This window comes from Flavobacterium plurextorum (genome assembly GCF_024638035.1).
Lineage (GTDB): Bacteria > Bacteroidota > Bacteroidia > Flavobacteriales > Flavobacteriaceae > Flavobacterium > Flavobacterium plurextorum.
Genome location: NZ_CP100442.1, coordinates 5,111,889 through 5,133,204, shown reverse-complemented (window position 1 = coordinate 5,133,204; position 21,316 = coordinate 5,111,889). Strand labels below are relative to the sequence as shown.

Here is a 21,316-nt window from a genome sequence, read left to right as displayed (position 1 = left end):
ATATGAAAACTTGGTTAGATAAATGGGATCCAGAAGATGAAGTATTTTGGAATTCTACCGGAAGTAAAATCGCTTGGAGAACGTTAACAATAACAACGATCACTTTAGTATTATCGTTCGCGTCATGGTTTATGATGAGTGTTATTGCCGTAAAATTGCCAGGATTGGGATTTCGATTTACTAAGGATCAACTTTTTTGGCTGACTGCAATTCCTGGACTTGCAGCAGGATTTTTGAGAATTATACATACTTTTATATTACCCATTTTTGGAACAAGACATATAGTCTCGTTTGCTACACTTATTAAATTAATTCCTGTAATCGGAATTGGTTTTGCAGTTATGGATGTAAATACACCATTTTGGGTATTTGCACTTTTAGCTTTTACTACAGGTTTTGGTGGCGGAGATTTCTCTTCTTACATGCCAAGTACAAGTTTGTTTTTTCCTAAAAGACTTAAAGGAACGGCTCTTGGAATTCAGGCAGGAATTGGGAATTTTGGTGTTTCGGTAGCACAATTTGTTACGCCGCTTATTATAAGTGTTAGTATTTTTGGTGCTGCACAGGTATTTACAAGTATTGATCATAAAGAAGCAATTGTTGTTTTTCAGAATGCTAGTATTGAAAAACAAAAAGAGGTTTTTTCCGCTTTAGACCCTGACGTACAAGCTAGAATATTGACTAACGTAAAGAAAACGATCACTGATTCAGTAACTGCATCAATCAAATCAGATGATAAAGTGGCTCTTTTTACGGCGTTGCCTTTAAAAGCAAAAGCGAAGGCTATTGCAAATGCAAATCCAAAGATGGCTGAGAAAATATTAAATGATATCAGTCCTAAAAATACAGCAGTCAAAAACACCGAAATTTATTTACAATCGGCTGCATTTTGGTACGCTCCGTTCCTAATATTATTGTCTATTATAAGTTGGTTTTACTTAAAAAGTATTCCAATGAAAGCGTCAATTAAAGAGCAATTAGATATTTTTTCTAATAAACATACTTGGTATTGCACGATTACCTACATCATGACTTTTGGAACATTTGCAGGTTTATCTGCTGCTTTTCCTTTAATGATTAAGTTCTTGTATGGTGATTTTCCAAACGCGCCAGATCCATTAGTTTATGCTTTTTATGGACCGCTTATAGGTTCTGCTAGCCGTATTGCTTTTGGTTTTGTAGCGGATAAAGTAGGAGGAGCTATACTTACTACAATTACTGGTTTAGGAATTTTGGCAGGATCTATTATTTTAGTTACAGAAGGATTGGTGGCGCCAACAAGTATGGAGCAGTTTCCTCTTTTTGTAACCGTAATTTTAGCAATGTTCTTTTTTACAGGAATTGGAAATGCAGGTACGTTCAGACAATACCCTATTATTTTTGCCGAAAACCAACGTCAGGCAGCAGGAGTTATTGGTTGGACAGCAGCAATCGCAGCATTTGGACCATTTATTTTTTCAAAATTAATAGGAAATAATCTTTCAGCTAATGGTACTGTAAATCAATTCTTTATTGGTGTTGCTATTTTCACTATATTAGCTACAGGTATCAATTGGTGGTTCTACAATCGTAAAGGATGCGAGAAACCAAGTTAGTAAGTAATCATTAAAATTAAAATTAAGGATGAAAGATAAAACATTTAATACCAAAGCTCTGCTTGTTGCTTCGCTGGTTTCAATACTCACTATCGTACTTGTGTTTTATGGTTCCAGACAATTGCAGAATTTCGATGCAGCATTAATTACTTATTTATTCGGAACTGTATTTGCTTTCTTCGGAATCGTTTATCGATATACCGTTTGGCTGCAGCGTCCGCCAACATGGATGTATTTTAAAAGAAGTATAAAATTTCTTTTTACAGGAAAAATATTTTCTCATTTGTGGTTTTTAGGAAAAGAATCAGTACAAAATATTGTTGTTCAAAAGTTTATTTATCCGAGAAGTAAATGGCGCTGGTTTGCCCACTTTTGTATCGCATTAGGTTGCTTGTCTGCTTTTGCAATCACAATTCCGTTGACATTTGGATGGATACATTTTTCATTGGCACCTAATTCTATTTCCATTTACGAAGCGCATTTCTTCGGATTTAAAATGATGGATTTCGAAATAGGATCTTTTCTTGCCTTTTTAATTTTTCATGCCCTAAACTGGTCTTCATGGCTTGTAATAATCGGGTCGGTATATTATTTAAGACGAAGATTAACAAATCCGGGATTAATTGCTACTCAAACCTTTGAAGGAGATTTGTTGCCGTTGATATTATTAATTGCAATATCGGTTACTGGTTTATGCTTAACCTATTCCTATCAATTCATGAAAGGATTTGCATATGATTTCTTAGCCGTAATTCATGCCGTAACCGTAATCATGTTTTTAATATGGATTCCGTTTGGAAAATTCTTTCATATCATTCAACGTCCTGCACAAATTGGAGCTCATATTTATAAACAAGAAGGAATCAAACAAGGAATGGCAGTTTGCCCGCACACTGGTGAAGAATTTGCAACAAAACTTCATATCAATGATTTAAAAATTGTAACCAAACAATTGGGTTTTGATTTTACACATGAAGATGGAACTTCTCACTTGGATTTAAGTCCAGAAGGAAAAAGATCACGATTAGCACAAGCACATTTAAAAGCCAGAATAGAAAGCGGAGGAAGCTTATTTGGATAAAGAATATAGTTTCAAGTTTCAAGCTTCAGGTTACAAGTTCCGTAAAGAACGTTAAACCTGAAGCTTGAAGCCTGAAACAAAACAAACAAAAAAAGACAATGGCAAAATTACCTGTATCAGCTGAAAAAATTATTGAAGAGTTCGGTCCGCATTTAAATTATGCACCTAAAGATGGTTATGAAGGTAGAGACGAACCAGATAAATTGGTAAAAACACATTGCTGCTTTTGCGGCATGCAATGTGGTATTCAATTATCTGTAAAAGATAATCAAGTAGTTGGCTTCGAACCTTGGATGGAATTTCCTTTCAACGAAGGGCGCTTATGTCCAAAAGGAGTACAACGCTATTTACAAAATAATCACCCAGATCGTTTATTAAATCCTTTGAAAAGAGTAGAAGGAAAAGGCTTTGAAAAGGCGACTTGGGATGAAGCAATGGATAAAACCGTATCTGAAATTAAAAGAATTCAGGAAAAGTATGGTAAAGATGCTTTTTCAATGTTATCTGGTGTGTCATTATCAAATGAAAAAAGTTATTTAGTAGGTAAGTTTGCTCGTGTAGCCCTAAAAACAAAAAACTTAGACTACAACGGTAGACTTTGTATGGTAAGTGCAGGAGCAGGAAATAAAAAAGCCTTTGGTTTAGATCGAGGCTCAAATAATTATTCTGACCTTGAATATGCAGAAGTAATTATTGTTGCCGGTGCAAATATCAGTGAAACATTTCCAACTTTAACCCACTGGATTTGGAAAGCTCGTGATCGCGGTGCTAAATTAATTGTAATCGATCCAAGAATGATTCCGTTAGCAAGGACGGCAGAGATTCATTTAGATGTAAAGCCCGGAACAGATTCTGCTTTATATGGAGCAATGCTAAAATATCTGGTAGATCATGATATGTTAGATCACGATTTTATCGACAATCATACTTCAGGATTTCAAGAAACAATTGACGCAGTAAAAGATTATACTTTAGAATGGGCGGAAGAAGTTACTGGAATTGATAAAGAAAAGATAAAAGCTGCTGCTGAGTTATGGGGGAAAGCAAAAACAAGCTTTTTGCTTCACGCACGTGGGATAGAGCAACACTCTAAAGGTGTTGATAATGTAGTAGGCTGTATTAATTTAGTTTTGGCAACAGGAAGATTAGGCAGACCTTACTGTGGATATGCAACAATTACTGGACAAGGAAATGGACAGGGAGGAAGAGAGCATGGTCATAAATGTGATCAATTACCTGGAAATAGAGATATTGAAAACCCAGAACATCGTAAATACATATCAGAAGTTTGGGGAATTGATGAAAAAGATATGCCAGGAAAAGGTTTATCGGCTTATGAAATTATTGATGCTATACACAGAGGAGAAATAAAAGGTTTACTTTCTATTTGCTTTAATCCGCTAGTATCATTGCCTAATAATAATTATGTGCGAGAAGCACTTGAAAAATTAGAGTTTTACGTTTGTATTGATTTCTTTTTAAATGAAACCGCTCGTCATGCAGATATTGTTCTAGCTGGATCATTGCAAGAAGAAGAAGAAGGAACTACAACATCGGCAGAAGGAAGAGTTATCCGAATTCGTCAAGCTGTGACACCTCCTGGAGATGCTAGAACAGATACTTCAATATTTTTAGAATTAGCAAAAAGATTGGGAGTAGAAGATAAGTTTACTTATGAAAATAGTGAAGCTATATTTAATGAATTGCGTGTTGCATCTAATGGCGGAACAGCAAATTATTTCGGAATATCGTATAAAAAAATAGAAGATAATATGGGCGTTTTCTGGCCTTGCCCAACAGATGATCATCCCGGAACACCTAGATTGTGGGAAGACAAAGTGTTTGCAACTCCAGATAAAAGAGCTCATTTTAATCCTGCTCCATATAAACTTCCAGGAGAAGTTACTGATGAAGAATTTCCAATAACACTAACGACAGGTCGTGTGGTTTCTCAATATTTGAGCGGAACACAAACCCGCCGAATAGGTAAGCTGGTCGATCAATTTCCTGAACCGCTGTTAGAAATTCATCCTGAGCTGGCTCTGAAATATGGTATTAAGCAACGTGAATTGGTAAAAGTTTTAACCCGAAGAGGAGAAGGAGTTTTTCCTGCAAACATAGTTGAAACCATCCGAAAAGATACTGTATTTATACCATACCACTGGCCGGGAATTAAATCGGCTAATCAATTAACAATTGGAACTTTAGATCCTATTTCTAAAATGCCAGAATTTAAAGTTTGTGCCTGTTCATTAAATCCGCTTGGCGAAATTGCACCATCCTCTGCTGGATCTGATGCTTTTGCAAGTGTTTAATCTATAAAAGAAGACTTATGAATTTAACCAATTTTAATAGAAACGAAGAGTTTTTTGTAGATCTGCAACGCTGTATTGGATGTAAAGCCTGTGAAATGGCATGTGCAGAATGCGAAACAAACGGACAGGAATCTCTGATAAGTGTTAATTATGTAGAACGCTCCTCGACAATACAAACTACTGTGCAAGTTTGTATGCATTGTGAAGACCCAGTTTGTGCCAATGTATGCCCAGCTGATGCGATTTCGCAAGATGAATTTGGCGTAGTTCATACCGCAAGTACAGAAAGATGTATAGGTTGTTCAAACTGCGTAATGGCTTGTCCGTTTGGAGTACCTAAAAAAATGGAAGAATACGATTTAATGATGAAATGTACAATGTGCTATGACCGTACCAGCGTTGGAAAAAAACCAATGTGTGCAACAGTCTGCCCGAGTGGAGCATTATTTTACGGAACAAGAGAACAAATCGAAGAAATGAGACCAAATAGTACACCAATCAATAATTTTATTTTTGGACAAGAAAGAGTTACTACAAAAGTCAATATTATGATGCCAAAAGGCGCTAATGAATTAAGAATATATTAAATCCAGATCATGTCAAAAGAAGATAATTTAAATCAAAACTGGAAAAAGGACTTCCCCATAAAAAAACAGGAATCAACTCAAGTCAGTCGACGCGATTTTGCAAAATTCCTGACTTTTGTTTCCGGCGGATTAATGGTAGGAAGCGGATTTGTAACCGCAAAAGCATTTTTACTGCCAAAAGAAGAAGTGCAGGGCGAACATTTTATCTGTAATAAAGAAGATGTTCCCGTAGGCGGAACAAGAGGATTTGTATTAGAAGGAAGTACAATTCCGTATATTTTAATACACTTAGAAAGCGGCGAATTTAAAGCTTACGAGCAAAAATGTACCCATTTATCGTGCTCAGTATTTTATAAGCCGGGAACAGGAATTATACATTGCCCTTGCCATGAAGGATCATTTGATGCAAAAACTGGAGATGTAATTGCCGGACCGCCGCCAAGAGCTTTACCGCAACTAGAAGTTGTGTTTAAAGAGAATGCTGTTTTTGTAAAAGCCTATATCGAAAAAAAAGAAAGCTAATTTGTATAATTTAATTTTATAAGTATGAGTACTTTTAGACGCAGCCAGAATCGCGCAAACCCTAATAAGCTGAATAATATACTTTCGACACTTATTTTTATTTTAATATTAAATGTCAGCATTCAAATTTGGCTTTTGTACGCCTCATTAAATAACGCATTAGACAATAATAAAGAAATATTGATCCCTGCATTCATAGCATCAGCAATCCTATTTTTAATTGGTTTTGCATGGTTGTATTATCTGCCAAAAGGTAATTTTAGAAATAAATAAAGCAAGATCTTCTGCCATAAAAAAATGCTGTTAGATTTTTTCTGAGAGTATTCAAAAGAATTACCCTAAATTTATATTCAAAAAAATAGGTACTAATGATTTTAACTAAGTAAAAATACTTATATTTGTAATAAGTATTTTTTTGCTTATAAAGGATAGCGTTTTATGATAAAAGTTGAAGAAGCATTAACAATAATTGAAGCAAACAGTGCCAAAATGCCTAAACAGCAAATAGCCGTTAGTAAAGCATTAGGATACGTTTTGGCAGAGAAAGTTATTTCTCCAATTCATATGCCTCCGTTTCGTCAATCGGCTATGGATGGATACGCTTTTATTCACAGTATAAAGCATCAATATGATATAGTAAGTACATCTCAAGCAGGTGATCATTCAAATTTAAAATTGAATGCAAATGAAGCCATTAGGATATTTACAGGCGCATTTGTACCTGATGATGCTGATACTGTTGTAATGCAAGAGCATGTAATTGCAAATAAAAATTCGATACTTATAGCGGCAATGCCCGTAAAGAATGCAAATATTCGCGCAAAAGGAGAGCAAATCGCTAAAGATGATATCGTTTTTGAAGCAGGAACTTTAATAACTCCAGCTGCAATTGGTTTTTTGGCGAGTTTAGGAATCACAGAAATTGAAGTGTATAAGAAGCCTAAAGTTGCTGTTTTAGTTACAGGAAACGAATTAGTAAAACCTGGCGGAAAACTGAAAAAAGGAAAAATTTACGAAAGTAATTCTGTAATGCTTCAAGCTGCCCTTGAAACTATCGGAATTAAAAAAACGAAAGTTTACAGCGTAAAAGATAATTTAAAAGCAACGAAAAAAGCATTAAAAAGTATTTTAAAAAAGTATGATATAGTTTTAATTTCTGGCGGAATATCCGTTGGAGATTATGATTTTGTAAAAGAAGCATTGTTGCAGAATGATGTAAAAGAGTTATTCTATAAAATCAATCAAAAACCTGGAAAACCAATGTTTTTTGGTTCTAAAGATGAAACTTTAGTTTTTGCTTTACCTGGAAATCCAGCTTCATCGCTGACTAATTTTTATATTTATGTCGCTCCGGCAATAAAAAGCAGAATTGGATTTTCGGAGATTCACAAAACAAAAGTAATTAGGAAATTAAACTCAGATCTTAAAAATAATACGGGGAAAACATTGTTTTTAAAGGCAAAATACGACGAAACAAATGTTGAAGTTTTAAACAGTCAAAGCTCTGCAATGCTTAACACATTTGCCGTTGCAAACAGTTTACTAATAGTTCCCGAGAACATTGAAGAATATAAAAAAGGGCAATTAGTTACTTTATTACCAATAGATTAATTTTTAGATTCTTAGAATCAGAAAATAGAAAAGAGTATAGAAAAAGATTTTTGAGTTATAAAGATAAAGGTCGCTGTATAAATAAAAACACACAGCTAAAGTTTGAAACCTTATTGAATTTTCAGCTTTGTGAACTTAATTTTAAAGATAATAATGAATAAAAATTCTTAGCGCTCTTTGCGGTAAAACAACCTGAAACGTGAAACAAGGAAAAACCTGAAACAAAATTAATCATGGAAACACCAACAGTATTTATTCTTTGCGGCGGAAAAAGCTCCAGAATGCAGTCTGAAAAAGGATTAGTGCTGTTTCAGGAAAAACCATTTATTGAACATATAATTCGGGCGATTTTACCCATTACAGATCAGATAAAATTGATTACGGCTTCAAAAGAATATGATTATCTGCCATACCAAAAAATACCTGATGTGATCGCAGAAAAAGGTCCATTAGGTGGAATTTATACCGCATTATCACATTCTGAAACTGAATTTAATCTGATTTTAAGCTGCGATATTCCGTTAATTTCAACTGAATTATTACAAGAATTAATTTCAAAACATACAGAAGAAGCTGGAATTACTGTTTTTGCTTCAGAGAGCAGAATACACCCATTAATTGGAATTTATTCAAAAAAAGTTATTTCAATAATTAAAGATGCAGTCGATTCTAATGAATTAAAAATGATGGATTTACTTGCGAAAGTTCCTCATCAAATTGTAAATATAGAAGAAAGTGAAAACTTTCATTTAACCAATATTAATTCGGCTGACGAATTAAATGATCTGAATATCAATTTAAGTTAAAGATTATGCAAAGCTTGAAAACACCAAAATTAACGATTGTAGGCGCAGGTCCTGGAGACGTTGAATTGATTACGATGAAAGCTATTAAAGCTTTAAAAAGTGCCGATGTTGTTTTGTATGATGCTTTGGTTAACGAGGAATTATTGGAATATGCATCAAATGCTGAAATAGTTTTTGTTGGAAAACGATTGGGCTGTCACGCTTACACACAAGATCAGATTAATGATTTGATTGTTTCAATGGCAAAAAAACACGGACATGTTGTTCGGTTAAAAGGAGGCGATCCTTTTATTTTTGGACGAGGAAGTGAGGAAATTGAATTTGCAGAGCGATTTGAAATTGAAACCGCAATTGTACCTGGAATTTCATCAGCTTTAGGTGTTCCTGCTTCAGTAGGAATTAGTTTGACACAAAGAAAAGTTGCCGAAAGTTTTTGGGTAATTACCGGAACAACTTCAGATCATAAACTCTCAAAAGATGTTCAGTTAGCTTCAAAATCAGCAGCAACGGTAGTTATTTTAATGGGAATGCATAAACTGGACGAAATTATTTCTATTTATCAAGAAAATAGAAATGACAATCTGCCAATTGCCATCATTCAAAATGGAACGAAAAATTCAGAGCAAAAAGTAATTGGAACTATTGATACAATTACTAAATTGGTATCTGAAAAAAACATATCATCGCCTGCAATTATTGTGATTGGCGAAGTAGTACGAAATACTTCAAGCTGGATTTCGTATTTTCAGGAACATTTTGATGATGAATTTATTTTTCAGAATTTAAATTTATAAGAATGATTGAAGTTAAATATTTTGGAGCTGTAGCCGAAAAGACAAAATGTGAATTCGAAAAGTTATCTTTTTCTGAAGTATCACTGCAAAAACTATTGCAGGACTTAAACAAAAAATATGAGTTCGAATCTCTGACTTTCAGCGTTGCTGTAAACCAAAAAATAGTTTCAAAAACAACAGATTTTACATTACAGACAAGCGATGTTGTGGCTTTGTTGCCGCCGTTTGCAGGAGGATAAAAGAATGAATACATCAAGCCGATATAACAGACAAATAATTCTTCCAGAGATTGGAGACGAAGGTCAGTACAAATTGCTGAAATCTAAAGTTTTGGTTGTTGGTGCCGGTGGTTTGGGCGCAGCGATTTTACCGTATTTGGCTTCCGCGGGAGTTGGTGAAATTGGGATTGTGGATGATGATACAATTGAAATTTCAAATCTGCACCGACAAGTTATTTATAAAACTTCATCAGTTGGAAAATTAAAAGCTGAAGAAGCCAAATTGATGATTTCTGAGTTGAATTCTGAAGTCAAAGTAAACGCGGTTTCTGAAAAGTTATCAGCAAAAAATGCTATTTCATTATTTGAAAAATATGATATTATTGTTGACGCAACAGATAATATTGCAGTAAAATATTTAATAAATGATGCTTGTCTTGTCGTTAATAAACCAATGGTTTATGGATCTATTTTTAGATTTCAGGGACAAGTTTCTGTTTTTAATTATCAAAACGGACCAACGTATAGATGTTTGTATCCCGATGAAAATAATAATGCTTTGAATTGTGAAGATGCGGGAGTAATTGGAATTTCGGTGGGAATCATCGGTCTGCTTCAAGCAAATGAAGTTTTAAAAATGATTCTCGGAATCGGAGAAGTTTTGAACGGAAAAATATTGGTTTACAATATTTTGAACAACGAACAGCAAAAATATGGTTTTGACAAAAGTGATATTCAGTCAATAAGCAGAGAATCATTCGAAGAAAAATATAATAAATCTGAGGTTGCAGAAATAAGTTTTGATTTAGTTTTAGAGGAAATAAACAATGATTCTGTTTTATTTGTAGATGTCAGAAATAGTGATGAATTGCCAAAAATCAGTTTAAAAAATCAAGTTCAGATTTCGTTAATGCTTTTGGAAAATGAAATCGAAAAAATTGACAAAAACCAAATGATCTATGTTTTCTGTCAATCCGGAATCAGAAGTAAAATGGCAGTTGAGGTATTTCAAAAACATCAATTTAAGAATGTGAAAAGTATCGCGGGAGGCGTTTTAGCAATGAAGAATTTATTGAAAGAAGAAATAAAAATATAGTCACAGATTATTGTTTAGGTTGTCACCCTGAGCGGAGTCGAAGGGCGTTCCAATTGGACTCGGGCTTCGACTCCGCTCAGCCTGACAAAGCAAGTAAAAATCCTTTTAATCCCTGTAATCAGTGGCAAAAAAAACATATAAAAAATGAGTAAAAATGTATTTGTAGAAGGACCAATTTCTCCTGAATTTATTGCGGAGTCAATCGCAAAACACCAATCGAAACATACAATTGGGGCGCACAATATTTTTTTAGGACAAGTTCGTGCCGATGTAATTCACGATAATACAGTTGTTGCAATTGATTATTCGGCTTACACCGATATGGCAAATGAGGCATTGCACACAATTCGCGAGAAAGCTTTTGCTAAATTCGACTTAACCTGCATGCACATTTATCACAGTTTAGGCGTTGTAAAAGCAGGTGAAATCTGTTTGTTTGTGTTTGTTTCGGCAACACGACGCAAACAAGTTTATGAAGCCACAGAAACCATCGTAAACTGGATAAAAACCGACGTGCCAATTTTTGGTAAAGAAATGTTTGAAAACGATACATTCACTTGGAAACAAAATAGTTAATGGTAGATATTACGCATAAAATAAGCACATTACGAAAAGCAACAGCAACGGCAATTGTAAAAGTCAGTAAACAAGAAACAATTGATGCTGTGGTAAATAATCTTGTGCCAAAAGGAAATGTTCTCGAAATGGCAAAAACAGCTGGATTATTTGCGGTAAAAAACACGCATTTATCCATTCCCGATTGTCATCCGATTCCAATTGAATTTACTTCCGTAGAATATAAAATTGAAGGATTAGAAGTTCAGATTATCTTTAATGTAAAAACCGTTTACAAAACCGGAGTTGAGGTTGAAGCTATGCACGGAGCATCAATTGTAGCATTGACGATGTACGATATGCTGAAACCAATTGATAAAGAAATCGAGATTTCGACTATCAAATTGATTACTAAAGAAGGCGGAAAATCCTCTTTCAAAAATAAATTTCCAAACGTTATAAAAGCGGCAGTTTTTGTTTGTTCTGATTCCATTTTTGCAGGCGATAAAGAAGATCGATCCGGAAAAATAATCGTAGAAAAATTAGATTCATACGGAGTTGAAACTTCGCATTATGAAATTATTCCTGATGAATTAGATATTATTCAGGAAAGAACAAAAGCTTACGCCAAAGAAAATCAGCTGGTAATTTTTACGGGCGGAACGGGATTATCACCGAGAGATGTAACCCCAGAAGCTTTGTCGCCAATATTAGAAAGCAGAATTCCAGGAATTGAGGAAGCAATTCGTGATTACGGACAGCAAAGAATGCCTTACGCAATGTTGTCTAGAACTGTTGCGGGAACTTTGGGCAAAAGCTTAGTTTTGGCTTTACCGGGCTCTACAAACGGAGCGAGAGAATCGATGGATGCTGTGTTTCCGCATGTAATGCACGTTTTTCATATTTTAAAAGGAAAAAATCATGACAGCCTCTAATACTATTTTGACGGATGGTTTTGGACGCAGACACAATTATCTGCGCATTTCGCTGTTGGAAAAATGCAATCTGCGTTGTACATACTGCATGCCAGCCGACGGAATTGCGCTTTCTTCAAAAGCGAGTTTAATGACTGCTGAAGAGATTTTTAGTATCGCCGAAACTTTCGTGAAAAATGGTGTTGATAAAATTAGATTAACGGGAGGAGAACCACTTCTTCGAAAAGACTTTCCTGAGATTATTTCAAAATTGGCTTCTTTAGATATTTCGCTTTCTATCACGACAAACGGAATTTTAATTGACCGTCATATTGCCGTTTTAAAGCAATTTAAAATCAAAAAGATCAATTTGAGTTTAGATACTTTGATTTCGTCTAAATTTCATGCTGTAACGCTTAGAAATCAGTTTGAGAAAGTTATTGATAACCTCCATTTACTTTTAAACAATGATTTTCAGGTAAAAGTAAATGTGGTTTTAATGAAAGGTTTTAATGATAATGAAATTGTTGATTTTGTAAAACTAACGCAGTTTCTGCCTATTTCTGTGCGCTTCATTGAGTTTATGCCTTTTGCAGGAAACGAGTGGGACAGAAGTAAAATGGTTTCACAAAATGAGATTTTATCTTTGGTTGGAAATACTTTTTCTTCAGATCAAATTCAAAAATTAGAAGACGAGAAAAACTTTACTTCCAGGAATTATAAAATAAAAGATTTTCAAGGCGATTTCGGAATCATAAGTTCGATTACAAATCCGTTTTGTGACAGCTGCAACCGAATCCGTTTAACTGCTGACGGAAAAATAAAAAACTGTCTTTTTTCAAATTCCGAAACTGATTTATTGACTCCTTTTAGAAATGGAGAATCAATTATGAATTTAATTGAAACATCTATTCAAAGTAAAAAGAAAGTCAGAGCAGGAATGGTGACGATTGATGAAATGAATGATCCTGCTAAACATTTTGATAATCGCAGTATGATTGCAATTGGCGGATAGTTTAATTGTGAAATGTGAATTGTGAATTGTGAATTGTGAAGTGTGAAGTGTGAATTGTCAGGCTGAGCGAAGTCGAAGTCTTTTTGCACAATCTTGTCATTTCGATCCCGAGGCTTCGGGAGAGAAATCACACTCGTAAATCGACAAAGATTGGCGATCTTATTTATGGAGCTACTTGCGAAGATTTCTCTCCCGAAGCCTCGGGATCGAAATGACAAACTGAGTGTAAGAGCTCAGAAATAAAAAAAAGGTTCAACTTTTTTAAAGTTAAACCTTTCTCAATAATTATTTCTTCTTTTTAGCTTTTGCCTTTTTTTGAGACTTCGCTTTCTTTTTTGCGATTTTTTTAGCTTTAGCTTTTTCTTTCGCTTTTTTAGCTTTTTCTTTTTTCTTGGCTTTCGCTTTTAGTTTTGCTTTTTTAGCTTTCTCTTTCTTTTTATCTTTTTTAGCTTTTTCTTTTTTCTTAGCTGCTTTCTTTTTCTCTTTTTCCTTTTCTTTATCTTTCACTTTTTTGGCTTTTTTAGCAGCTTTATCTTTTTCAGTTTTAACTGCTTGGTTAGTATTCTCTTTTTTAGGTTCAGTAATTGGTGTTGCAGCAACTGTCGTTTTTTCTTCTAACTTTGCTGCAGGAGTTAATACTTTTTTTGCTGGTGCTTTTCGTACAGCCGGTTTTGGCGTAGTCGTTGCTGCAGATTTTACAACTGCTTTAGCAGGTGCTTTTGCTGTGGGTGTTGCGGCAGCTTTTGTAACAGAAGCAGCAGGAGCCTTGGTTGTTGTAGGCTTTGATGCAGCAGGTTTTGCCGCAGTTGCTTTTGTCGCAGTTGGTTTTGCTGCTGTCGTTTTTGCAGGTGCAGCTTTGCGAACTGGAGCTTTCTTAACAGGAGTATTTTCTGGTTTTGCGTTTTCTGCAACTGGTTTAACAGCTTCAGGTTTTACAGAATCGATTTTTTCCGGGGTACTTTCTTCGGGTTTGTTTTCCATATTAAATGCGCTTTTAGGTAAGTTTATCGTTAGTAATGTAACTAAATTGTTAATTCACAGTTAAGTAAAGATAATTATAAAACAAGTTACTCAATGTTAAGTTTTCCTATAAAAATTAATATTAAGTGGTTGAAAGTGAATTATTTGTTTTTTTGCTTGAAATTTATAATCAAAATCTCTTAACAATTCTACATGAAAAAATGAGGTGTGATTATGAATTGCGAATTAGGAATTAGGAAACTTCAAATAAAGTCAAGTGAAAACAAATGCTCTATTCCTGAAGAAAGAGACATTCTATTGTGTTGTTCCCAATAACGATCAAGAATTCCAAAAGATGTATTGAACAGCAGGGCAGGAGCACTAGTGAAATAACGAAGTAAATTGCTTCTAAATAGTGCTAGTGAAAAGGCTAATTTTTAATAATCTCCAAAATTTTAAAATTACTTTTTGGAGCTTCACATAAAGAACAGCAATAATCTTCGCCTAAATCTGTAAATAAAATTCCTTTCGGAATGCCTTGACTTTCATCTCCATATTCGGGTTTATAAAGCGTTAAACATTCTTGACATTGGTAAATATCCAATTGTGGTTTTTCCTTTTTCTGTGGGTTTTCAGTAGTTTCAGTTGTTGCATTTCCGAGTTCATCAAAATATTTTCGGCTTAATTCGATTAGAATAGTTGGCAGTTCAAGTTTGTCAATATCTTGAGAGTGAACGATATATTCTCGTGTATTTGGATCAAAATTCTTCGCAAACAAAACATTGTAAGTATCTCTAATTTTAATGGATTCTAAAGCCGCTGGAAGTTCATTTTTTTCGATAACAATCGAAGTAAAATAATGTCCGTCACGATTGTATTCTGAAATACCAAAATTCAGCCCATAAGTGCTGATATCGAATTGATCAAGTGTACGAACTAAAAATGTTTTCAAGTTCAAAGCCCATTCCATAGCAACAGGCAGATGCCAATTTAATTCTAATAAAGAATGACGAACATTAATTCCGCGTTTGCCTAAGAACTTTTCCCATTCTAGTTTTCGGTCTTTCGGAATTCCTTTTATGATGAACGATTTCCAAGGCGTGATACATATTTTTCCAATTTTGCATTCAAAACACAAATCGCACATTTCTTTCAGGAAATCTAAATCGTATAAATTATTTCGCCAATAAAGCCCAAGCCAGTATTGATCGATTCCCATTCTGTTCATTCCTTCATAATAAGGAAAAGGATAAAACGGAATATTTAAAGGCTTGTCAATTGTTCGATTATTAGTGTCTAAAGCTTCGCTTATCAGCGTAAAAAGCATTTCGATATCAAGTGTGGTTTCGTCTGTAATTTTCTCAATTTCGTAATATGTCTTCGCTAAATCCCAAGTATAAATCAAGACCGGATAAACCTCCATCTTTTCCCATTTTGGAAGCCTGATATATAAATACCAATAATCTTCATGCTCTGAAGCTATAAAGTTTAAATGTCCTGTAAATAAAGGAACCAACTGTTGTTTTGGATCTGTAATGTTTACTTTTAGTTTGGGTTGTTCTTTAAATTCTTCTAAAACATACAAAAATCGATTTCCTGTCAGCCAATTGGTATTTCTAAAAATATCAGTAGAAACATAAGAAGAAACAATATTATTCCCGCTTTTTTGATCTGGATAAACAAAATGATGTTTTCCCAAAGTTGTTTTATCTAAAGATTTAAAACCTTTTGGGAAAATAATATCCTGTCTTGAACCAAAAGAAATAGAATCCAGACCTTCGTCTAAAGCAATGTTTACTACTTCTAGTAGTTCTCCCGGCGAAATAACGCCGCCTTTTACTATTAATCTTGTCAATTCCATGTGTTTATTTGTTTCAAGTTTTCTTTGTTTCAAGTTTTCTTTGTTTCAGGTTTCAAGTCTCAGGTTTCAAGTCTCAGGTTTCAAGTTTCAAGTTTCAGGTTTCAGGTTTTTCTTGAGTTTGTCAGGCTGAGCGAAGTCGAAGCCTTTTACGTGTAGCTCTTCTCCCGAAGCCTCGGGATCGAAATGACATACTGTACGCAACTTGAAACATGAAACAAAGAAAACTTGAAACATTTTTTTAAACTTTACATTTCGCCAATATCTCTTTAACCTCCGTTTTACAGCTTCCGCATCCTAATCCTGCACCCGTGTTTTTGCATAAATCGGTAAAATCGTTCACACCGCTTTTAATGGTTTCTTCAATATTTCCTACGCCAACTTGACTGCAGGAACAAACTAATTTTCCTAAAACAGGTTTTGCAGTTGAACTTCCTCTTAAAAGCATATTTCGCTTGTCTGATAATTCGATTTTGCTTTCAATCATCGTTTTGAATTCGGCAAATTCGTTCTTATCTCCCATTAAAATTGCACCAACTAAGAGATCATCTTTTACAATGCATTTTTTGTAATAACGTTTTTTCAAATCAGTAAAAACAATTTCTTCATACGAATCATCGTTTTCTGGAATTGTAATATCTCCAATACTGCACAGATTTATGTCTTCTAATTTTAAAATATTCATTAAAATCGAACCTTTGTAATAACTGCTGATATCGCCCGCTAAAAAGTTTGCCAGAATATCTGCTTGTTCTTCAGCGGCAGAAGTAATTCCGAATAATTTATTATTGAATTCCGCTATTTCTCCAATTGCAAAAATATCAGGATTTGAAGTTTGTAAATATTGATTGACTTTTACGCCGCGCCCGCAAGCCAAACCGCTTTCTCTCGCAATTTCGATATTCGGAATTGTTCCAATCGTATAAACAATTGCATTTGCAGTTATGATTTTACCGCTTTTTAAAGCAATTTCAATTTCGTTTTCATTATCCGTTTCAAAAACGGTACTGACTTCATTATCAAAATAAATCTGAATATCACGAAGCTGTACTTCTTCGGCTAATAATTTACTAGAAATTCGATCCAGCTGACGTTCCATTAAACGCGAAGCTCTCTGAATTATAGTAGTTTTTACTTTTTTATGTTTTAAAGCAGCAGCCAATTCCAACCCTAATAAACCTCCGCCAATAATAACAACATGCTGTTCTTCCGGCGGAAGATTGGTGCTGTCTAGATGTTTTTTTAAACGGTCAGCATCTTCTTTTCTTCTTACGGTAAATCGACCTGGAAGATGCAGTTGTGCATTTTCTGGAACAAAAGGACGACTTCCAGTTGCTAGAATTAAAGAATCGAAAGTGTGTATTTCGCCCAAACTATCTTTTATAGTTTTTGCACTAGTGTCTATTTTATTAATAGCAACTCCAGCTTTCATAGTAATATTAAGCTTGTTTAATGCTTCGCCGTCTTTAACCTTTAAAAGCTGTTCCCAAGTGAATTCTCCCGTCATATATTCGGGCAATAAAACGCGATTGTAAAACGGATTTATTTCATTCGAAAAAACAATAATTTCATCTGTAGTATTAAATTCACGATAATTTTGAATGAATCGGAATGAAGCTGCGCCGGCGCCAACAATTGCAATTTTCTGAAAGGGTTTTACATATTTTTTAATCGAAACCGTCGTGTATTTAAAATCAGGTTCTTTTGAAATCGGATCTACAACAGTATTCGTTAAATTGTTTGTTCTATTCAAATCATTTTCAAGTTGTTTTCCCCAATGCATTGGAAGAAAAAGTACCTTTTCTTTAATAGAATCGGTCACTTTTGCTTTTACTCGAACTTCGCCATTTTTACTTGTAACGGTAATAATATCACCATTTTTAATTTCATTTTTAAATGCGTCAATTGGATTTATCTCTAAAACCGGACTTGGAATATGGGTTAATAATCTCGAAACTTTTCCCGTTTTGGTCATTGTATGCCATTGATCGCGAATTCGTCCCGTAGTTAAAATAAAAGGAAATTCGGAATTGGGTTGTACCGATGTATTTTCGATTGAAACAGGCAGGTTAAAAATCGCCTTTCCAGAAGGCGTATAGAATTTTTTATCAGTAAATAATCGTGGTGTTCCCGGATGTCCGTAATCTGGAACCGGCCATTGAAAAGTGCCTTCGGTTTTTAAACGATTATAATTTAAAAATGAAATATCAATATTAGTGCCTTTGGTAAGCGCACAATGCTCTTTGTAAATTTCTTCGGCGTTATTGAAATCAAAACCATGGAAATTCATTTTTTTAGCAAAACGAATCAAAATTTCAATATCAGGAAGTGCTTCTCCAGGCGCATTAATTCCTTTTGGCAAATAAGAAATACGGCGTTCAGAATTAGTCATCGTTCCATCTTTCTCTAACCATCCGGCAGCCGGCAAAAGCAAATCGGCAAATTTTGCTGTGTCAGCATTATGCGAAATATCCTGAACCACTACAAATTTAGCGTTTTGAAGTGCTTTTTCGATTCGACGAGAATCTGGCAAACTAACCAATGGATTTGTGCAAATAATCCAAACAGCTTTCATTTTTCCTGATTCTAAAGCTTCAAACATTTCTGTTGCCGTTAAACCTGGTTTGTCTGAAATCTCGTCAACTCCCCAAAAATCAGCCACTTCTTTGCGATGTGTAGGATTTGCAATGTCTTTATGCGCTGCCAAAAGGGTCGCCATTCCGCCCACTTCACGTCCGCCCATAGCATTTGGCTGACCCGTTAATGAAAATGGACCAGAACCTGGTTTTCCAACTTGTCCTGTTAATAGAGATAAATTCAGTAAAGCCGTATTTTTGTCAACGCCAACTGCACTTTGATTTAATCCCATAGCCCAAAGTGAAATAAATCCTTTAGCTTTTCCAATAATATCTGCGGCAAGTTTAATATCGTTTACTGATATTCCGCATAGTTTGGATGCTTTTTCAAGTGACGTACTAAGTACTAAATCTTTATATTGTTTGAAATTTTCAGCATTGTTTTTGACAAAATCATGGTCAACATGGCCTTTTTCAATAATACGTCTGGCAATAGCATGATATAAAATAATGTCAGAACCGGGAAGAATTTGTAAATGCAAATCGGCGAAAGCGGCTGTATCAGTGCGCCTCGGATCAATTACGATTATCTTCGTTTTTGGATTTTTCTCTTTATGTTTTTCAAGCCGTCTAAATAGAATAGGGTGACACCAAGCGGGATTTGCGCCTGTAATTAGAAATGTATCAGCCAATTCAATATCATCATACGCAATTGGTACAGAATCTTCTCCAAAAGTTTTTTTATAACCCACAACGGCGGAACTCATGCAGAGTCTTGAATTAGTATCGATATTATTGGTTTTCAAGAAACCTTTTACAAGTTTATTTACCAGATAATATTCCTCAGTTAAGCATTGTCCCGAAATATAAAATCCAACGCTGTCTGGACCATGTTTTTTTATAATAGAAGAAAAAACTGCCGCAGCTCGGTCTAGAGCAGTATCCCAGCTTACACGTTCGAGCGGATAGGATTTGCTGCCTCGCATTTCAGGATATAAAATTCGGTCAGAAGTATCGTTGACTACGTAATGCAGATTCATTCCTTTAGAACACAACATTCCTTTATTTACCGGATGATCTTTGTCACCTTCAACCATAACGCCGTTTTTAGCATCGTTGGTTACGATTATGCCGCAGCCAACGCCGCAATAAGAACAGGTAGTTTTGATTTTGGTATTTTGCATTACAGTTTTTTTTTAGATACTATTTCCTGAATCTGCAGTGATCTAGATAAATCACTTATACAAAAATAAGTATTTTTACGTATAAATACTTATTTTTCGAATTTATTTTTTTATTTTTGATGCAATAAAATGAGCAGCAACAAATTAGTTTTTAATCCGATAAAAATTAGGACTCATGAAAGAAGAACAAACTCTTTGTTATTCTTGTGCCAATGAAAATTGTTTTATCAAGAAACATTTACATTTAGAACAAATGAATACTTACGTTTCTAAGAAACAGAATATAGTCTGCAAAAAATCGGATCAGTTTATTGTGGAAGGTTCTTCTTTGCAAGGGCTTTATTTTATTTGCAAGGGAAAAGCAAAAACGGTAAAAACGGGAATTAACGGACGTGAGCAAATTGTACGGTTAACGAAAAGTGGAGATATTATTGGTTTTCGCGGATTTGGAACTGGAAAAAAGTATTTAATTGGTGCTTATGCTTTGGAAGATACCGTTTTGTGTAATTTTAGCAATGAAACGATGCTGGAAATTTTACAGCATATTCCAGAACTTACCTATGCTTTAATGCTTTTTTATGCCGATGAATTGAATAAAAGTGAAAACAACATTCGCAAAATTGCACATATGAATGTTCGTGAACGTGTGGTTGATTTATTGCTTTATATTCATCGCAAATTCGGACAAATCAATGATTTAATTGATATTGATCTTTCTCGAAAAGAAATCGCGGATTTTGCAGGAACAACCGAAGAGCAAGCAATTAGGGTTATTTCAAGTCTTAAAAAAGAAGCTTTAATAAAAACGGTTGGAAAACGTATTGGGATTTTGGAAGTTTCAAAATTACGCTCTGAAATTATGGAGCATAAATATTTTTAAAACTTTCTAACACATAGAAACATAGGATTTTTACGCATAGCTATATTCTTTTTGTAAAGTGGAATGCCTTTTTTTAAGAAGGGTAAACTATGTTTCTATGTGTTAAAATGATTACGTACAAATACTTATTTTTTCCTGCCAATAAATCGAATTACAGAACCCGTTCCGTTATGGAATAAACCTTCGTTTAATTGGATTTCTTTTTCTTCTAATTCTATGATTTCATAGTTTGAGAAATCACTTTTTATTTCTTCTATAGAAAATAGAGATTCAATATCTTTTGGTCCGCCAACTTTATCATTTATTGCAAGATATTCTAAATGTTTTTTGCTGAAAGCTTCAAAAATAATAATACCGTCTTTGCGTAATAGTTTATCAAGCTGTTTGTGAATTCCGGATTTAATTTCTGCAGGGAAATGAGCATAAATCAAGGCAATTACATCAAATTGTTCTTCTTTGAAATCCAGCGTTTCTAATTCGCCAACTTGATAATCAATTGAAACATTGTTAGTTTCAGCAAGTTTTAAAGCTTTGTTTTTTCCTTCTTCACTAATATCAAAAGCGGAAACGTTCCAACCCAATTTTGCAGCAAAAATGGCATTTCGTCCTTCGCCTTCGGCAGGAAAAAGAATAGCGCTGGGCTTTAATTTTTGAATTTGTTCTCTTAAGTAATTGTTGGGTTCTTCGCCATATGCAAATTCTTCGTTGCTGTAGCGGTCATCCCATCTTTGAGTCCAGTTGTTCATTAT

At 34.5% G+C, this 21,316-nt stretch carries 20 protein-coding genes; 16 read left to right on the top strand and 4 right to left on the bottom strand.

Annotated elements, in window-relative coordinates:
- The first annotated feature begins 2 nt into the window (after window positions 1–2).
- From NLG42_RS22370 to moaA, 14 genes are all read left to right on the top strand, one after another.
- Entirely contained in the window at window positions 3–1,595 is a 1,593-nt protein-coding gene (locus NLG42_RS22370; protein ID WP_089059581.1) for a magnesium transporter MgtE N-terminal domain-containing protein, read from the top strand.
- Window positions 1,596–1,623: 28 nt separating this feature from the next.
- Window positions 1,624–2,676 carry an MFS transporter gene (locus NLG42_RS22365; protein WP_089059582.1) on the top strand — a complete coding sequence of 351 codons (1,053 nt, stop codon included), beginning with the start codon at window positions 1,624–1,626 and terminating at the stop codon, window positions 2,674–2,676.
- Window positions 2,677–2,774: 98 nt separating this feature from the next.
- Window positions 2,775–4,991: a molybdopterin oxidoreductase family protein gene (locus NLG42_RS22360; protein ID WP_099719287.1), complete on the top strand. Its 2,217-nt coding sequence runs from the start codon at window positions 2,775–2,777 to the stop codon at window positions 4,989–4,991.
- Window positions 4,992–5,008: 17 nt separating this feature from the next.
- Window positions 5,009–5,578, top strand: coding sequence for a 4Fe-4S dicluster domain-containing protein (locus NLG42_RS22355; protein ID WP_099719285.1), 570 nt, complete (start codon window positions 5,009–5,011; stop codon window positions 5,576–5,578).
- Window positions 5,579–5,587: 9 nt separating this feature from the next.
- Complete coding sequence (locus NLG42_RS22350) at window positions 5,588–6,100, top strand: Rieske (2Fe-2S) protein (protein WP_089052736.1); 513 nt, start codon at window positions 5,588–5,590, stop codon at window positions 6,098–6,100.
- A 24-nt stretch (window positions 6,101–6,124) separates the two neighbouring features.
- Window positions 6,125–6,373 carry a DUF6755 family protein gene (locus tag NLG42_RS22345; protein ID WP_089059585.1) on the top strand — a complete coding sequence of 83 codons (249 nt, stop codon included), beginning with the start codon at window positions 6,125–6,127 and terminating at the stop codon, window positions 6,371–6,373.
- 165 nt (window positions 6,374–6,538) lie between these two features.
- Window positions 6,539–7,711 (top strand): molybdopterin molybdotransferase MoeA, encoded by a 1,173-nt coding sequence (locus NLG42_RS22340; protein ID WP_257682448.1) that lies wholly within the window; start codon window positions 6,539–6,541, stop codon window positions 7,709–7,711.
- A 233-nt stretch (window positions 7,712–7,944) separates the two neighbouring features.
- Window positions 7,945–8,517 carry a molybdenum cofactor guanylyltransferase gene (locus tag NLG42_RS22335; RefSeq protein WP_089059587.1) on the top strand — a complete coding sequence of 191 codons (573 nt, stop codon included), beginning with the start codon at window positions 7,945–7,947 and terminating at the stop codon, window positions 8,515–8,517.
- Window positions 8,518–8,522: 5 nt separating this feature from the next.
- Window positions 8,523–9,311, top strand: a complete 789-nt coding sequence (gene cobA / locus NLG42_RS22330; RefSeq protein ID WP_089052740.1) for a uroporphyrinogen-III C-methyltransferase — start codon at window positions 8,523–8,525, stop codon at window positions 9,309–9,311.
- 2 nt (window positions 9,312–9,313) lie between these two features.
- On the top strand, window positions 9,314–9,550 hold the full coding sequence (locus tag NLG42_RS22325; RefSeq protein ID WP_257682447.1) for a MoaD/ThiS family protein: 237 nt from the start codon (window positions 9,314–9,316) through the stop codon (window positions 9,548–9,550).
- Between the two features lie 4 nt (window positions 9,551–9,554).
- The gene (gene moeB, locus NLG42_RS22320) at window positions 9,555–10,625 is read left to right on the top strand and encodes a HesA/MoeB/ThiF family protein (protein ID WP_257682446.1); all 1,071 of its coding nucleotides are present in this window, start codon (window positions 9,555–9,557) and stop codon (window positions 10,623–10,625) included.
- 144 nt (window positions 10,626–10,769) lie between these two features.
- On the top strand, window positions 10,770–11,201 hold the full coding sequence (locus NLG42_RS22315) for a molybdenum cofactor biosynthesis protein MoaE (protein WP_099719278.1): 432 nt from the start codon (window positions 10,770–10,772) through the stop codon (window positions 11,199–11,201).
- Complete coding sequence (gene moaCB / locus NLG42_RS22310) at window positions 11,201–12,115, top strand: bifunctional molybdenum cofactor biosynthesis protein MoaC/MoaB (RefSeq protein ID WP_257682445.1); 915 nt, start codon at window positions 11,201–11,203, stop codon at window positions 12,113–12,115. Before NLG42_RS22315 ends, moaCB begins: the two co-directional genes overlap by 1 nt.
- The gene (moaA, locus tag NLG42_RS22305) at window positions 12,102–13,109 is read left to right on the top strand and encodes a GTP 3',8-cyclase MoaA (RefSeq protein ID WP_257682444.1); all 1,008 of its coding nucleotides are present in this window, start codon (window positions 12,102–12,104) and stop codon (window positions 13,107–13,109) included. Before moaCB ends, moaA begins: the two co-directional genes overlap by 14 nt.
- 285 nt (window positions 13,110–13,394) lie before the next feature.
- On the opposite strand, the gene NLG42_RS22300 is transcribed toward moaA, so the two are convergent.
- The gene (locus tag NLG42_RS22300; protein ID WP_233207029.1) at window positions 13,395–13,616 is read right to left on the bottom strand and encodes a hypothetical protein; all 222 of its coding nucleotides are present in this window, start codon (window positions 13,614–13,616) and stop codon (window positions 13,395–13,397) included.
- 4 nt (window positions 13,617–13,620) lie between these two features.
- Between NLG42_RS22300 and NLG42_RS22295 the strand changes: the two genes are divergently transcribed.
- Entirely contained in the window at window positions 13,621–14,154 is a 534-nt protein-coding gene (locus NLG42_RS22295; RefSeq protein WP_257682443.1) for a hypothetical protein, read from the top strand.
- 345 nt (window positions 14,155–14,499) lie between these two features.
- Here the strand turns inward: NLG42_RS22295 and NLG42_RS22290 are convergent, their stop codons facing one another.
- Complete coding sequence (locus NLG42_RS22290; RefSeq protein WP_257684008.1) at window positions 14,500–15,930, bottom strand: rubredoxin; 1,431 nt, start codon at window positions 15,928–15,930, stop codon at window positions 14,500–14,502.
- A gap of 238 nt (window positions 15,931–16,168) precedes the next feature.
- Window positions 16,169–19,687, bottom strand: a complete 3,519-nt coding sequence (locus NLG42_RS22285; RefSeq protein WP_257682442.1) for a nitrate reductase — start codon at window positions 19,685–19,687, stop codon at window positions 16,169–16,171.
- Between the two features lie 175 nt (window positions 19,688–19,862).
- On the opposite strand from NLG42_RS22285, the gene NLG42_RS22280 reads away from it, so the two are divergent.
- Window positions 19,863–20,567 carry a Crp/Fnr family transcriptional regulator gene (locus NLG42_RS22280; RefSeq protein ID WP_099719268.1) on the top strand — a complete coding sequence of 235 codons (705 nt, stop codon included), beginning with the start codon at window positions 19,863–19,865 and terminating at the stop codon, window positions 20,565–20,567.
- A 125-nt stretch (window positions 20,568–20,692) separates the two neighbouring features.
- Here NLG42_RS22280 and NLG42_RS22275 read toward each other — a convergent pair whose 3' ends face one another.
- Complete coding sequence (locus NLG42_RS22275; RefSeq protein ID WP_257682441.1) at window positions 20,693–21,313, bottom strand: class I SAM-dependent methyltransferase; 621 nt, start codon at window positions 21,311–21,313, stop codon at window positions 20,693–20,695.
- Window positions 21,314–21,316 lie beyond the last annotated feature (3 nt).